The sequence below is a fragment of the Oceanicella actignis genome (assembly GCF_900111545.1).
Classification (GTDB): domain Bacteria; phylum Pseudomonadota; class Alphaproteobacteria; order Rhodobacterales; family Rhodobacteraceae; genus Oceanicella; species Oceanicella actignis.
This window is the reverse complement of the sequence record NZ_FOHL01000002.1, coordinates 227,581-241,832: the sequence shown is the minus strand read 5'-3', so window position 1 is coordinate 241,832 and position 14,252 is coordinate 227,581. Positions and strand designations below refer to the sequence as shown.

General features: G+C 74.2%; 16 protein-coding genes and 1 tRNA gene. 15 read left to right on the top strand and 2 right to left on the bottom strand.

What is annotated here, in order from left to right; genetic code table 11:
• Positions 1-15 precede the first annotated feature (15 nt).
• The 11 genes from hisD (at position 16) to purN (ending at position 8,102) form a co-directional block, all read left to right on the top strand.
• Positions 16-1,335 carry a histidinol dehydrogenase gene (gene hisD, locus BMW67_RS03785; RefSeq protein ID WP_072745872.1) on the top strand — a complete coding sequence of 440 codons (1,320 nt, stop codon included), beginning with the start codon at positions 16-18 and terminating at the stop codon, positions 1,333-1,335.
• Positions 1,332-1,823 (top strand): UPF0262 family protein, encoded by a 492-nt coding sequence (locus BMW67_RS03780; RefSeq protein ID WP_072745873.1) that lies wholly within the window; start codon positions 1,332-1,334, stop codon positions 1,821-1,823. Before hisD ends, BMW67_RS03780 begins: the two co-directional genes overlap by 4 nt.
• Before the next feature lies 1 nt (position 1,824).
• A complete protein-coding gene (locus BMW67_RS03775; protein ID WP_072745874.1) occupies positions 1,825-2,268 on the top strand; it encodes an arsenate-mycothiol transferase ArsC in 444 nt (147 codons plus the stop codon).
• A 347-nt stretch (positions 2,269-2,615) separates the two neighbouring features.
• Positions 2,616-3,383 carry a CDP-alcohol phosphatidyltransferase family protein gene (locus BMW67_RS03770; protein ID WP_218139748.1) on the top strand — a complete coding sequence of 256 codons (768 nt, stop codon included), beginning with the start codon at positions 2,616-2,618 and terminating at the stop codon, positions 3,381-3,383.
• Between the two features lie 117 nt (positions 3,384-3,500).
• Positions 3,501-3,719: a translation initiation factor IF-1 gene (gene infA, locus BMW67_RS03765; protein WP_072745875.1), complete on the top strand. Its 219-nt coding sequence runs from the start codon at positions 3,501-3,503 to the stop codon at positions 3,717-3,719.
• Between the two features lie 4 nt (positions 3,720-3,723).
• Complete coding sequence (locus BMW67_RS03760) at positions 3,724-4,338, top strand: Maf family protein (RefSeq protein ID WP_072745876.1); 615 nt, start codon at positions 3,724-3,726, stop codon at positions 4,336-4,338.
• A gap of 136 nt (positions 4,339-4,474) precedes the next feature.
• Positions 4,475-5,569, top strand: a complete 1,095-nt coding sequence (locus BMW67_RS03755; protein WP_072745877.1) for a ribonuclease E/G — start codon at positions 4,475-4,477, stop codon at positions 5,567-5,569.
• 242 nt (positions 5,570-5,811) lie between these two features.
• Entirely contained in the window at positions 5,812-6,000 is a 189-nt protein-coding gene (locus tag BMW67_RS03750) for a DNA gyrase inhibitor YacG (RefSeq protein ID WP_072745878.1), read from the top strand.
• 96 nt (positions 6,001-6,096) lie between these two features.
• Positions 6,097-6,172 (top strand) — tRNA-Phe (locus BMW67_RS03745).
• A 227-nt stretch (positions 6,173-6,399) separates the two neighbouring features.
• Positions 6,400-7,482 carry a phosphoribosylformylglycinamidine cyclo-ligase gene (gene purM, locus BMW67_RS03740; RefSeq protein WP_072745879.1) on the top strand — a complete coding sequence of 361 codons (1,083 nt, stop codon included), beginning with the start codon at positions 6,400-6,402 and terminating at the stop codon, positions 7,480-7,482.
• On the top strand, positions 7,479-8,102 hold the full coding sequence (gene purN, locus BMW67_RS03735; protein ID WP_072745880.1) for a phosphoribosylglycinamide formyltransferase: 624 nt from the start codon (positions 7,479-7,481) through the stop codon (positions 8,100-8,102). Before purM ends, purN begins: the two co-directional genes overlap by 4 nt.
• An 86-nt stretch (positions 8,103-8,188) precedes the next feature.
• Here the strand turns inward: purN and ndk are convergent, their stop codons facing one another.
• Positions 8,189-8,611 carry a nucleoside-diphosphate kinase gene (ndk, locus tag BMW67_RS03730; RefSeq protein WP_072745881.1) on the bottom strand — a complete coding sequence of 141 codons (423 nt, stop codon included), beginning with the start codon at positions 8,609-8,611 and terminating at the stop codon, positions 8,189-8,191.
• A gap of 660 nt (positions 8,612-9,271) precedes the next feature.
• Here ndk and BMW67_RS03725 point away from each other — a divergent pair.
• The 4 genes from BMW67_RS03725 to BMW67_RS03710 all read left to right on the top strand — a co-directional run bounded on the left by BMW67_RS03725 (position 9,272) and on the right by BMW67_RS03710 (position 13,470).
• A complete protein-coding gene (locus BMW67_RS03725; protein ID WP_072745882.1) occupies positions 9,272-10,345 on the top strand; it encodes an acyltransferase family protein in 1,074 nt (357 codons plus the stop codon).
• Complete coding sequence (locus BMW67_RS03720) at positions 10,342-10,818, top strand: hypothetical protein (protein WP_072745883.1); 477 nt, start codon at positions 10,342-10,344, stop codon at positions 10,816-10,818. The genes BMW67_RS03725 and BMW67_RS03720 overlap by 4 nt, the downstream gene beginning before the upstream one ends.
• Before the next feature lie 45 nt (positions 10,819-10,863).
• The gene (locus tag BMW67_RS03715; protein WP_072745884.1) at positions 10,864-12,777 is read left to right on the top strand and encodes an ABC-F family ATP-binding cassette domain-containing protein; all 1,914 of its coding nucleotides are present in this window, start codon (positions 10,864-10,866) and stop codon (positions 12,775-12,777) included.
• A gap of 99 nt (positions 12,778-12,876) precedes the next feature.
• Positions 12,877-13,470, top strand: a complete 594-nt coding sequence (locus BMW67_RS03710) for a retropepsin-like aspartic protease family protein (protein WP_083581070.1) — start codon at positions 12,877-12,879, stop codon at positions 13,468-13,470.
• Between the two features lie 214 nt (positions 13,471-13,684).
• Here the strand turns inward: BMW67_RS03710 and BMW67_RS03705 are convergent, their stop codons facing one another.
• Positions 13,685-14,236: a DNA polymerase III subunit chi gene (locus tag BMW67_RS03705; RefSeq protein WP_072745885.1), complete on the bottom strand. Its 552-nt coding sequence runs from the start codon at positions 14,234-14,236 to the stop codon at positions 13,685-13,687.
• Between the last annotated feature and the right edge of the window lie 16 nt (positions 14,237-14,252).

The following is a 14,252-nucleotide window of genomic DNA, read 5'->3' as shown; positions in this document are numbered from 1 at the left end:
ACGCAAGGATCCGACATGCCCGTTTTCCTTTCCGCGCAGGAGCCTGATTTCGAGGACCGCTTCGCCGCCCTTCTGGCCGCCAAGCGCGAGGCGGACGCCGATGTGGACGAGGCCGCGGCGCGGATCCTGGCCGATGTGCGCGCGCGCGGCGTGGATGCGCTGATCGAGCTGACCGAGCGTTTCGACCGCCTGCGCCTGACCCCCGAGACGCTGGCCTTCTCGGAAGAGGAGATCGACCGGGCCGTCGCCCGCGTGCCGCCCGAGGAACGCGCCGCGCTCGAACTGGCGGCCGAGCGCATCGCCGCCTACCACCGCCGCCAGCTGCCGCGCGACGAAAGCTGGACCGACCGCGCCGGCGCGACGCTGGGCTGGCGCTGGACGCCGGTCGACTCGGCGGGGCTTTACGTGCCGGGCGGGCTGGCCTCGTATCCGTCCTCGGTGCTGATGAACGCCATCCCCGCGCGCGTGGCGGGGGTGCGGCGGCTGACCATGTGCGCGCCCACGCCCGACGGGCAGGTCAATCCGCTGGTGCTGCTGGCCGCGCGCCTGGCCGGGGTGGACGAGGTGTTCCGCGTGGGCGGCGCCCAGGCCATCGGCGCGCTGACCTGGGGCGCGGGACCGATCCGCCCGGCCGACAAGATCGTGGGCCCCGGCAACGCCTGGGTCGCGGCGGCCAAGCGGCGGGTCTTCGGCACGGTCGGGATCGACATGATCGCCGGCCCGTCCGAGATCCTGATCATCGCCGACGGGGCGCAGAACCCGGACTGGATCGCGCTCGACCTGCTCAGCCAGGCCGAGCATGACGAAAGCGCGCAGGCCATCCTCATCACCGACGACCCCGCCTTCGCCCGCGCCGCCGCCGCGGCGGTCGAGGCGCGGCTGGCCACGCTCGAGCGGCGCGAGATCGCCCGCGCCAGCTGGCGCGACTTCGGCGCGGTGATCGTGGCGCGCGACCTCGACCACGCGGCCGAGCTGTCGGATCGCGTGGCGCCCGAGCATCTGGAGCTGTGCGTGGCCGATCCCGACGCGTTGGCGGCCAAGGTGCGCCATGCGGGCGCGATCTTCCTGGGCGCGTGGACGCCCGAGGCCATCGGCGACTATGTGGGCGGCCCGAACCATGTGCTGCCGACGGCGCGCTCGGCGCGCTTCTCGTCCGGGCTGTCGGTGCTGGACTTCATGAAGCGCACCACCATCGCGCGCATGAGCCCGGGCGCGCTGGCGGCCATCGGCCCGGCGGCGCGCACCCTGGCGCAGTCGGAAAGCCTCGAGGCGCACAGCCTGTCGGTTGCCGCCCGGCTCGAGGCCCTCAACCGCGGCGCGGAGGGCGAGGAATGAGCGCCCCCGAACCCGCGCGCGAGCGCCTGATCGCCGTCGAGCTCGAGGAAGAGGGCCTGCCCGCCCCCACCCCCGAGGTGCGCCAGGAGCGCGAGGTGGCGATCTTCGACCTGCTCGAGAGCAACCGCTTCGCCCTGCCGCGCGAGGGCGCGCCGCCGGGCCCCTACCGCCTGCGCCTGGGCATCCGCGAGCGGCGGCTGGTCTTCGACGTGCGCGACGAGACGGACGCGCCCGCCGCCCAGTTCCACCTGTCGCTGTCGCCCTTCCGGCAGATCATCAAGGACTACTTCCAGATCTGCGAAAGCTATTTCGACGCCGTCAAGCGCCTGCCGCCCAGCCAGATCGAGGCCATCGACATGGGCCGGCGCGGCATCCACAACGAGGGCTCGCGCATCCTGCTCGAACGGCTCGAGGGCAAGGTCGAGACGGACATGGACACCGCGCGCCGGCTGTTCACGCTGATCTGCGTCCTGCACTTCAAGGGCTGAGATGGCGCAGCTTCCCTCCTCGGTGCTGTTCTGCTGCGACCACAACGCGGTGCGCTCGCCCATGGCCGAGGGGATCATGAAGAAGCTGCACGGCGACAAGGTCTTCGTGCAATCGGCCGGGGTGCGCGCGGACATGGAGGTGGACGGCTTCGCCATCGCGGTCTGCGCCGAGATCGGGGTCGAGCTGTCGCGCCACCAGGCACGCAGCCTCGACGATCTCGAGGCGCTGGGCGAGGCCGAGGGATACGACCTGATCGTCGCCCTCTCGCCGGCGGCCAAGCGCGCCGCGCTCGAGCGCGCGCGCTGGTCGGCGGTCGAGGTCGAGTTCTGGCCCGTCCTGGACCCGACCGGCATCGGCCGCACTCGCGACGAGCGCCTGGCGGCCTATCGCATGACCCGCGATCAGATCATCGCCCGCATCCGCGCGCGCTTTCCGCCCTTCTGACCCGCCCGGACGGGCGCCGACGAGCGGATCCTTCGCCGCGCGGAGGAGCGACGCCCGCGCCGCAAGGGCGGGACCCCGGAATCAGGCGCGGCTTCGCGCCGGGGCCTGGGATGGGCGGCCAGCCGGCGGGGCGGCTGATCGGCGGGGCGGCGCGGTCGGGACCGGTTCGCCCGCGCCAGAGCGGGCGCGACAGCCCCGCCCCAACCCCGCCGCGGGCCGCGCCCGGACAGGCCCTTGCCAATGCCTGCGCCGCCCGACCCGCGCCCGCCCTTGCGCTTGCCAGCGGGGCGCGCGCGCCTGTATCGTCGCGCCGCGGCGACCTGCGCGCCGCGCAACGGAGCCCACCCATGGAGAGCACGGCGATGAACGACGGCGACCGCCCCGGCCAGCCCCCTTCGCGCAAGGAGATGGCCCGCGCATGGGCGGTGCACGCCTTCACCGCGTCGGGAATCGTGCTTGGCTTCCTGGCGCTTCTGGCGATTCTGGAAGGCGACCGCGTGGCGGTCTTCATGTGGCTGGGCCTGGCGCTGTTCGTGGACGGGATCGACGGCACGCTGGCCCGGCGCGCGCGCGTGCACGAGGTGACGCCCCAGTTCGACGGCGCCACGCTGGACAACGTGGTGGACTATTTCACCTACGTCGCCGTGCCGGCGATGATGATCTACTGGTTCGACCTCGTCCCGCAGGGGTGGGAGACCGCCACCGCCGCCGCGGTCATGCTGGTGTCGCTCTACACCTTCGCCAATCAGGGGGTGAAGACCTCGGACTATTACTTCTCGGGCTTTCCGGCGGTGTGGAACATCGTCGTGCTGGCCTTTCACATCATGCAGACCGGACCGTGGACGAACCTTGCGGTCATCGCCGCCTGCCTCGTCCTGACCTTCGTGCCGCTCAAATACGTCCACCCGTTTCGCGTGCGCGCCATGCGCCCGGTCACCATTCCCATGACGGTGCTGTGGTTCGCCACCACGCTGCGCCTCGTGCTGGTCGATCCGCACGCCGCGCAGGCGCGCGAGGCGCACCCGCTGGTCTTCGCGCTGTGGGTGGCCAGCTCGCTCTATTTCGTCGCCATCTCGGCCTGGCGGTCGCTGCAGCCCGACCCTTCCGAGGACTGAACGCGGCGCCCTCTTGCATTCGCCGCGCAATCGGGCCATACCGCCGTCGCCGCCCGGCGCGTTCTCCGGGCGGGCGTTTCGTTCGCGACGACGCGCCGACCAGACGACGGAGCAGGCATGGCCAAGGAAGAGACCCTCGAATTCCCCGGCGTCGTTGTCGAGCTTCTGCCCAACGCGACTTTCCGGGTGCAGCTCGAGAACGGCCATGAGATCATCGCCCACACGGCGGGCAAGATGCGCAAGAACCGCATCCGCGTGCTTGCGGGCGACAAGGTGCAGGTCGAGATGACCCCCTACGACCTGACCAAGGGCCGCATCACCTACCGCTTCAAGTGACGCCTTGAGCGCCGAGCGGCCCACGGTCCCGAGGCTGGTGCTCGGCTCGGCCTCGCCGCGCCGGCTCGAGCTGCTTGCGCGCATCGGCGTCGCGCCCGACGCCGTCATCCCCGCCGAGATCGACGAAACCCCCGCCCGCGCCGAGCTGCCGCGCGCCTATGCGCTGCGCCTGGCGCTTGAAAAGAACGCCGCGCTGGCCGCGCGCGTCGGGCCGGAGGACGCGCTGCTGACCGCCGACACGGTGGTCGCGGCCGGTCGGCGCATCCTGGGCAAGCCCGAGGACGCGGCCGAGGCCGAGCGCTTCTTGCGCCTGCTCTCGGGCCGGCGCCACCGGGTCATCACCGCCGTGGCGCTGCGCCGGGGCGCGCGGCTGTGGCGGCGGCGGGTCGAGACGCAGGTGCGCTTCAAGCGCCTGAGCGAGGACGAGATCGCCGCCTATCTGCGTTCGGGCGAGTGGCGCGGCAAGGCGGGCGGCTACGCCATCCAGGGCGCGGCGGCGATGTTCGTGCCGGCGATCAACGGCTCCTACACCAACGTCGTCGGCCTGCCGCTGACCGAAACCGCCGGAATGCTGGCCGCCGCCGGCATCGCGCCCGATCCGGGCCACGCCGCCGCCTGACGCCGCCCTGCCCCGCCAAGCCCTGCCCCGCCAAGCCCCGCCCCGCGCCAGCGGCGCCCACGACCAGAACGCCCCCGCGCTCCGCCGCCAGAGCCAGGCGCCGCGCCCGGAGCGCGCCAAGACCGGAGAGACGCCCATGAACGGCCGCGCCATCGTCATTCTCGACGACCCCGACCTGCCCGCCATGGCGGCGCTGACCGAAGGGGGCCGCCTGATCGACCTCTTGATCGACCCGCCCGAGGACGACCCGACCCCGCGCCCCGGCGCCATCCACATGGCCCGCGTCACCCGCCTTGCGCCCGCCATGGGCGCGGTCTTCGTCGATCTGGGCGAGGGGCGCGAGGGTTTCCTCAAGGGCGTCAAGGGGCTGCGCGCGGGCGACTGGCTGGCCGTCCAGATCTCGCGCCACGCCGAGCCGGGCAAGGCCGTGCCCGTTAGCGCCGAGCCGCTGTTCAAGGGCCGCTACGCCATCGTCACGCCCCACGCGCCGGGGCTGAACGTGGCGCGCAAGATCCGCGACCCCGAAGAGCGCGCCCGCCTGACCCGCATCGCGCAAGAGGCGCTCGAGCGCGCGGGGCTGTCCGCCGGGCTGGTGGTGCGCACCGCCGCCGAGGGCGCCGCCGAGGCCGAGATCGCCGAGGACGTCGAAGAGCTGGCCGCCCTGGCCCGGCTGGTCGAGGGCGCGCCCGCCGACGCGCCCGCCGAGCTGGTCGCCGCCCCCGACGCCGAGGTTCTGGCCTGGCGCGACTGGGTCGATCCCGAGCCTGAGCGGGTGCTGCGCGGCGACTCGGGGCTGTTCGACGATCTGGGCCTGCTCGACCAGATCGAGGCCCTGCTCTCGCCCCGCGTCCCCCTGCCCGGCGGCGCGTGGATGACCATCGAACCGACCGCGGCCATGGTCTGCGTGGACGTCAACACGGGCGCGGACTTCTCGCCCGCCTCGGCGCTCAAGGCCAATCTGGCCGCGCTCGAGGACCTGCCGCGCCAGCTGCGCCTGCGCGGGCTGGGCGGGCAGATAACGGTCGACGCGGCGCCGTGCTCGAAACGCGACCGGCCCAAGCTCGAGGCGGCGCTCAAGCGCGCGCTCAAGAGCGATCCGGTCGAGACCACCGTGGCCGGCTGGACGCCGCTGGGCAATCTCGAGCTGCTGCGCAAGCGCGAGCGCCGCCCCATCGCCGAGCTGCTGCGCGCCCCGCTCGAGCGCACGGCGCGCGGGCGCGGGCGGCGCTGAACCGCGCGCCTCGTCCGCGCGGGGGCCGCATGCTCGGCGCCGGCGACGCGCGCCGCCCGAGCCGGCCCTGCCCCCGCCGATGCGGTCGCCCCCCGCCGATACGGCCGCAAGGCCCGGCGATCGCGGATGCGGGGCGCCGGGGCCGCCGTCGTCGCGAGGACGGACGCCCCGCACCCCCGGGCGGGCGCCGGCGCACGGCGCCGAGCCTTGCCGCGCGGGGCGCGGACGCATACATCTGCCCCATGAGCTGTCCGATCTGCCGCGCCCCGACCTCGCCCCGCTACCGCCCCTTCTGTTCGCGCCGCTGCGCGGATGTGGACCTCGGGCGCTGGCTTTCGGGCGCCTATGCGATCCCGGCGCAGGAAAGCGACGATCCTGACGCGCAGGAGCTGGCGGCGCCCGCCCGTCCCGCGCCCGAGGACGACCGCTGAGCGCGCCCCGGCGGCCTTGGACGCGGCGCGCAAAATCCCTCTGGACAGGCGCCGATTCATCCCCTAAACACCGCCCCACCAGCGGCAAGCCGCGCCGCCCGGGTAGCTCAGTTGGTAGAGCAGCGGATTGAAAATCCGCGTGTCGGTGGTTCGAATCCGCCCCCGGGCACCACTCATCTTCGCAACATCGCCGATGCGCCCGACCTTGCCGCCCCTGCGCGCGCAGCCCCGCTTTCGCTTGCCTCCGTCCGCGCGGCTTCGCCCGATGCGCAGGCGCGCGGAAGGCGCCTTGTCCCCCGCCGCCCCCGCGCGCTATGACCGCGCCACGCGCCGCGCGGGACGAGCCGCCGCGGCCGGGGCCTTGGCGCAGGACGCCTGCCAGCATCAGGAGCGAGCCCAATGAGCAAGGACGACGCACACTCCGCCTCCGGCGCCCGCGGCGCGGGGCGTCCGCTGACCTACAAGGAGGCGGGCGTCGACATCGACGCCGGCGCCGCGCTGGTCGAGCGCATCAAGCCCGCCGCCGCCGCGACGGCGCGGCCGGGAACCATGTCGGGGTTGGGGGGCTTCGGCGCGCTCTTCGACCTCAAGGCCGCGGGATATCGCGATCCGGTCCTGGTTGCGGCCACGGACGGCGTCGGCACCAAGCTGCGCATCGCCATCGACACCGGCCGCGTCGATGGGGTGGGCCAGGATCTGGTGGCGATGTGCGTGAACGATCTGGTCTGCCAAGGCGCCGAGCCGCTGTTCTTTCTGGACTATTTCGCCACCGGGCGGCTGTCGGTCGAACACGGCGCGCGCGTGGTCGAGAGCATCGCGCGGGCCTGCGCCGAGGCCGGCTGCGCGCTGATCGGCGGCGAGACGGCCGAGATGCCCGGCATGTATCCCGACGGCGATTTCGACCTGGCCGGCTTCGCCGTCGGCGCGGTCGAGCGCGACCAGGTCCTGCCCGCGCCCTGCCTGCCGGGCGACGTGGTGCTGGGGCTCGAATCCTCGGGCGTGCATTCGAACGGCTATTCGCTGGTGCGCCGCATTGTCGCGCGCGAGGGGCTGAGCTGGGACGCGCCCGCCCCCTTCGACCCCGAGCGCAGCCTGGGCGAGGCGCTGCTGGCGCCCACCCGGCTTTACGTGCGCCCGGCGCTGGCGGCCATGCGCGCGGGCGGCGTGCGGGCGCTGGCCCACATCACGGGCGGCGGGCTGATCGAGAACCTGCCCCGCGTGCTGCCGCCCACGCTGGGCGCGGACATCGCGCTGGACGCCTGGCCGCTGCCGCCGGTCTTCCGCTGGCTGATCGACGCGGCGGCGCTTGATCCGGCCGAGGCGCTCAAGACCTTCAACTGCGGCATCGGCATGACGCTGGTGGTCGCGCCCGACTCCGTCGCCGGGGTCTTGGCCGCGCTCGAGGCCGAGGGCGTGCGCGCGCACCGCATCGGCGTGATCTCGGAAGAGGCGGGGCTGCGCTGGTCGGGGGCGCTGGCATGAGCGCGCAGGCCAGGCGGCGCGTCGCGATCCTGATCTCGGGGACCGGCTCGAACATGGAGGCGCTGCTGGCCTCGATGGACCCGGCGGCCGACCCCGAGCATCCCGCGACGCCCGTCCTGGTGCTGTCGAACGATCCGCGCGCGGCGGGGCTGGCCAAGGCCGCGGCGCGCGGCGTGCCGGCGCTGGCGGTCGATCACAAGCCCTATCGCGGCGACCGCGCCGCCTTCGAGGCCGCGCTGGACGCGGCTCTGGAGGAAGCGGGCGCCGAGCTGATCTGTCTTGCCGGCTTCATGCGCATCCTGACCCCCGCCTTCGTCGCGCGCTGGCAGGGGCGGATGCTGAACATCCACCCCTCGCTGCTGCCGCGACACAAGGGCCTGCGCACGCATGAGCGCGCGCTCGAGGCGGGCGACGCCGAGCATGGCTGCACCGTGCACGAGGTGACCGCCGAGCTCGACGACGGCCCCATCCTTGGCCAGGCGCGCACGCCCATCCTGCCCGGCGACACGCCCGACCTTCTGGCCGCGCGGGTGCGGCGGCTCGAGCATCGGCTCTATCCGCTCGTGCTGCGCCGCTTCGCGGCCGGCGACCGCACGCCGGTGATGCTGCAGGACGACTGAGCCCGCCGTCGCGCCGCGAAAAAGGGCCGCTCCCTGCCGGGAGCGGCCCTTCGCGGCCCGAAACGGCCCCGGAAGGGGTCTTTGCGTCAGCCCACGATCTCGAGCTGCGAGAAGAAGAAGGCGATCTCGGCCGCGGCGGTCTCGGGAGCGTCCGAGCCATGCACCGAGTTCTCGCCGATCGACAGGGCGAACTCCTTGCGGATGGTGCCCTCGGCGGCCTCGGCGGGGTTGGTCGCGCCCATCACCTCGCGGTTGCGCGCGATGGCGTTCTCGCCCTCGAGCACCTGCACCACGACGGGGGCCGAGGACATGAACTCGCACAGCTCGTCGTAGAAGGGGCGCTCCTTGTGCACCTCGTAGAACTTGCCGGCCTGCTCCTTGGTCAGCTTGATGCGCTTTTGCGCCACGATGCGCAGGCCGGCGGCCTCGAACTTGGCGTTGATGGCGCCGGTCAGGTTGCGGCGGGTGGCGTCGGGCTTGATGATCGAGAGCGTGCGCTCGATGGCCATGTGATCTTCCTTTCGGCGGGTGTTGAGCGCGCCTTGGCGCGCGGACGTCGATGCGCGGGCGGCGAGGGGCCGACCGGCAAGCTCCGCGCGCCCGATAGCATGTCGGCGCGGCGCATGGAAGGGCGCGCGGCGCGCCGGGGAAACGGCGCGCGGGGCCGCCATCGGCGGCGGCGGGCGCGCCGGCATGGCCGTCGCGCATCGCGGCGATGCCGCCCCGCCTACCGCGGAGGCGGGGGCGCGTCGCGCCCTGCACGGCCACGTCCGGCCCCGGGCGCCCGACGCAAGCGGCGCAAGAGGCGCGTCATGCGTTCCGGCGCGTCGCAAGGGCGACAACCCCGCATCCGCGCCGGCGGGGGCGCCCTGGCGGCGCCGCCGCCTCCGGCCGTCCGACTCCCGCGCCCGCCCCGCGACCGCCGAGGCGCTCAACCCGCCATCCGCGCCGTCGGGGGCGTCGCCTCGCCCGGCGGGAGCGCGCGCAGCATGTCCGACGCCCCGCCGCCCGGGCGCGCGCCGCCGCGGATCGCGAAGGCGCGGGCCCCGCGCAGAGGCGCCCATCCGCCCGTGGGGGCGGACGATCGCGCCCGGGACCGGCCGCCGCGCTTGACCCGCGCGCCGCCGGGCGGCTAGGACCAAGCCGAAGCCCCAGCAGCCGGAGCCGCCATGCCCGCCCACGCGCCGCCGACCCGCCAAGCCACGCAGGGCGCGCGCTGGCCCGGCGTGGACGCGCTGCGCGCGCTGGGCATCGCGATGGTGGTCGTCTATCACTATTTCGACCGCTGGGACTGGACCTATCTGGGCTTCTCGGCGCCGCGGGGGTTCTCGTTCCCCGGATGGCTGGGGGTGGACCTGTTCTTCATCGTCTCGGCCTTCTGCATCGCCTCGACTCTGGGGCGCGCGCGCACGGCGGCGCGCTTCGTGGCGCTGCGGCTGGCGCGGCTGTGGCCGGCCTATGCGGCCGCTGTCGCGCTGACCACGGCGGTCTGCTGGGCCTTCCCGCTGCCCGGGCGCACGCCCGAGCTCTGGCAGGCGCTGGCGAACATGCTGTGGCTCAACGCGCTGTCGCCGCTGGTTCCGCATGTGGACGGGGCCTATTGGAGCCTGATCGTCGAGCTGCAGTTCTACGTTCTTCTGGCGCTGGCGCATTTCCGGCTGGGCGCGCGCGGCGGGCTGATCTTCTGGTGCCTATTCACGCTGGCCGGCGCCGGGGCCGAGGCGCTGTCCGAGCCGCTGGCGCGGCGGGCCCTGATCTTTCCCTACTCGGCCATGTTCCTGTTCGGGCTGATCCTCTGGCGCTGGGACGAGACGGGGCCGCGCCTGCGCCTCGCGGCGCTGGCGATCGCGCTGGGCGGCGCGATGATCTCGAGCCGCTATGCGGGCGTCGAGGCCCCGCTTGCGGCGCTGATGGCGCTGGCCGCGGCGACGATGCGGCGCGGGCGCCGGCTTGGCGCCGCGCCGCTGACGCTGATCGGGCTGACCAGCTACACCTGGTATCTGACGCATCAGAACATCGGCCTCGTCATCATCCGCGAGCTGAACGCCGCCGGCCTCGAACGGATTTCGGTTCCCGCCGCCGCGGCGGGCACCTTCGCGCTGGCGCTGGCGCTGTCGCGCCTGATCGAGCTGCGCTGGCGCGCGCCGCTGGCGAATGCGCTCGAGGGCGCGCTGGCGCGCCTGCCCTTCTTCAGCGATCCCGCGCCCGCCGAGGCGCGAGCCAGACACGGAGCACGCCCATGACCATGCCTTTCGCCCGCCGCGCCGCGGCCCTTGCGCTGGCCGCGCTGACCGCGGCCGCCGCCTGCGGCGCCCCGCCGCCGCCGCCCGTGCACATGGTGCGCGTCACGCCCCAGACCACCCATCTGATGCTGGGCGAGTGGCGCGGCCCCTTCGTTCCGGTCGATCCGGGCGGGCGCGGGGGCGAAGCGGTGCTGCGCGTGACCGAGGTCGAGGGCACGCTCATGCGCGGCACGATCGAATGGTTCCGCGACGGCCAGCTGTGGGACAGCCGCCCCGTCACCGCCGCGCTGGCCCAGGGCGGCGCCGGGCATTACAACTTTCTCAGCTCGCACGCGATGATGCACGCCCAGGGCCCCGAGACCTTCATCGAGGTCACCACCTATCTCAAGGACGGGCGCCGCTACCGGCACCATCTGGCGCGCACCGACATCGCGCTCGAGCGCGCAGGCGAGATGGGGGCGCATGGCGGCTGAGCGGCGGCGCTTTCCGAATCCCGGCGGGCAGGCTAAATCCGCGCCATGCTGGTGATTCGCGACCTGTCCTTCTCGCTTGCCGGGAACCCGCTTTTCGACTCGGCCTCGGCCACGATCCCCGAGGGCCGCAAGGTCGGCGTCGTCGGGCGCAACGGCGCGGGCAAGACGACGCTGTTCCGCCTGATCCGCGGCGAGCTGACCCCCGACGCGGGCCAGATCGAGGTTCCGCGCGGCGCGCGCATCGGCGGCGTCGAGCAGGAAGCGCCCGCCACCGCGGACAGCCTGCTCGACACCGTGCTGGCCGCCGACGCCGAACGCGCCGCCCTGCTGGCCCGCGCCGAGGTCGCGCAGGACCCGGCCGAGATCGCCGCCATCCAGACGCGCCTCGCCGACATCGGCGCCCATTCGGCCGAGGCGCGCGCCGCCGCGATCCTGAACGGGCTGGGCTTCGACGCCGCCGCCCAGGCGCGCCCCTGCGCCGAGTTCTCGGGCGGCTGGCGCATGCGCGTGGCGCTGGCGGCGGTGCTGTTCTCGCGCCCCGACCTGCTGCTGCTGGACGAGCCGACGAACTATCTCGACCTCGAGGGGGCGGTGTGGCTCGAGGGATTCCTGGCGAACTATCCGGCCACGACGCTGGTCATCTCGCATGATCGCGGGCTGCTGAACCGCGCGGTGCAGAACATCCTGCATCTCGAGCATCGCAAGCTGACGCTTTACGGCGGGCGCTACGACCAGTTCGAGCGCGAGCGCCGCCTCAAGCTCGAACAGACCGCCGCCATGGCCCGCAAGCAGGAGGCCCAGCGCGCGCACATCCAGTCCTTCGTGGACCGCTTCCGCTACAAGGCCTCGAAGGCGCGCCAGGCGCAGGCGCGGCTCAAGATGCTCGAGCGCATGGAGCCGATCGCCGCGGTGGTCGAGACCGAGGTGCGCGGCTTCGTCTTCCCCTCGCCCGACCAGCTGCCGCCGCCGCTTCTGGCGATGGAGGACGTGGCCGCCGGCTATGACGGCGCGCCGGTGCTGCGGGGGCTGCGGCTGCGCATCGACCAGGACGACCGCATCGCGCTGCTGGGCGCGAACGGACAGGGCAAGTCGACCCTCTCGAAGCTGATCGCCGGCCGGCTGGCGCCCATGTCGGGCGAGCTGCGCCGCGCGCCCAAACTGCGCGTGGGCTATTTCGCGCAGCACCAGGTGGACGAGCTGACGCTGAGCGAGACGCCGCTTCAGCACCTGCAACGCCTGCGCCCCGACGAGCCGCCCGCGCGGCTGCGCGCGCTGCTCGCGCGCGGCGGGATCGACGCCGCCCAGGCCCAGACCGAGGTCGCAAGCCTGTCGGGCGGGCAGAAGGCGCGGCTGACCATGCTGCTGTGCGCGCTCGACGCGCCGCATCTTCTGGTGCTGGACGAGCCGACCAACCATCTGGACATCGAAAGCCGCCAGGCGCTGGCGCAGGCGCTGGCCGAGTATGAGGGCGCGGTGATCCTGGTCAGCCACGACCCCCATCTGGTCGAAAGCGTGGCCGACCGGCTGTGGCTGGTGCGCGACGGCGCGGTGCGCGAGTTCGACGGCGACATGGACGACTACCGCCGCCTGCTGCTGTCCGAGCGCGGCGGCGCCTCGGGCGGCAAGGGCGGCGCGCGGGCCGCGGCCGAGGCCGACCGGCGCCGCGAGGCCCGCCGCGCCGCCGCCGAGGCCCGCCGCGCCCTCGCCCCCCTGCGCGACGAGGTGCGCCGCTGCGAGGCGCGCGTGGCCAAGCTGGAGGAGATGCGCGCGCGCATCGACGCGCGGCTGATGGACCCGGACTTCTACATGAACGACAGCGCCCTGGGCGCGGGCGGCGAGGTCGAGCGGCTGCAGATCAAGCGCGGCGAGATCCTCGAGGCGCTCGAGCGCGCCGAGGCGCTGTGGATGGACGCGCAGGAGCGCCTCGAGGAGGCCGAGCGCAGGGCCGAGGCCGGCTGAGCGCCGGGCCAGACGGATGGGCCGCGCGAGCGGGCCCGGCGAGCGGGACCGGCGAGCGGGTCCGGCGGACGGGCCCGGCGAGCGGGCCGGGAGGGCGGGATGACGGCGCAGATCGACGCGGACGCGGCCGCGCGCATCCTTTACCTGGCGCTGCTGGGCGGGGCCCTGCTGGCGGGCCTGATCCTGCGCCGACGGCGGCGGCTGTCGGCGCTGGCGCGCGACGGGCTGGCCTGGGCGGCGATCCTGTTGACGCTGGCGCTGCTCTATGCGCTGCGCGAGCCGTTGATCGCGGCGCTGCGCCCCGACCTGCCCGCGCCGGCCGAGGCGGGCGCGCTGACGCTGCGGCGCGGCGCCGACGGGCATTTCCGCATCGCCGCCGAGGTCAACGGCGCGCCCGTGACCTTCCTGCTCGACACCGGCGCCAGCGGCCTTGTGCTGACGATGCGCGATGCGCGCCGCGCGGGGCTGGATGTCGACGCGCTGACCTGGAGCGGGCGCGCGCGCACCGCGAACGGCGTGGTGCGCACGGCCCCCGTGCGCATCGAGACGCTGCGCATCGGCCCCCATGTGCTGCGCGACGTGCCGGCCCATGTGAACGAGGGGGCGCTTTTCTCGTCGCTGATGGGAATGAGCGTGCTGTCGCGCTTCAGCAAGGTGAGCATCGAGGGCGACACGCTGACCCTGGTTCCCTGACCGGCCCGCCCCCGACCATGTCCCGACCATGCCCAGCCCCGCGCCGCCCGCGCGCGGCAGCTCGCCGCCGGCGGCGACGGACGCCGGATGAGGAAAGCCCTTGGCCCGGCCCCGGCCCCGCGCAAGCCGTTCGCGGGCGATCGCCCCGCCGCCGCTCGCGCCTGATCGGCGGGCTCGGCGCGATCCGCGCCGCGCGGGGTCGCCCCGACGCCGCCTAGCCCTGGTTCGCGTCGCCCCTGTCCGCCTCGCGGTCCTGCTGCGCTTGCGCCTTCGGCGCGGCGCTTGCGGCCGCCGCCCCGCCGGCGGGCGAGGCGGCGCGGCGCGTCCAGCGGCCGTCCTCGGTCTGCGCCCAATAGACCGCCGCCAGCCCCGCCGCCGTCGCCGCGCGCCAGGCGTCGCGCGCGCGCGCCACCGCCTCGGGATCGCGGCCGTCGAACAGGATGGCGGTGCGTTGATGGCGGGCCATCTCGTCGATCGAGGCCTTTGCGCCGTCGGCCAGCATCAGCAGCTGCGGATCGTTCGGGATCTCGTCGCCCGCGGTCAGATAGACCGGCTGCGTTGCGGGATCGCCCTCGCCCGGGCCGCCATGGGGCAGGAAGGATTCGGGGTCGTAGGTCCACAGCCGATCGTCCAGCGCCGCCGCGCGCGCCTCCGAGCCCAGGCGCACCGTGGCGCGCCAGCCGCGCGCGACGCAGCGCTCGAGGATCTCGGGCGCCGCGTCCTCGAGCGCGCGGACGGTCAGATGATAGAACCAGACCTCGGCCATGGCGCGCGGCGGCTCG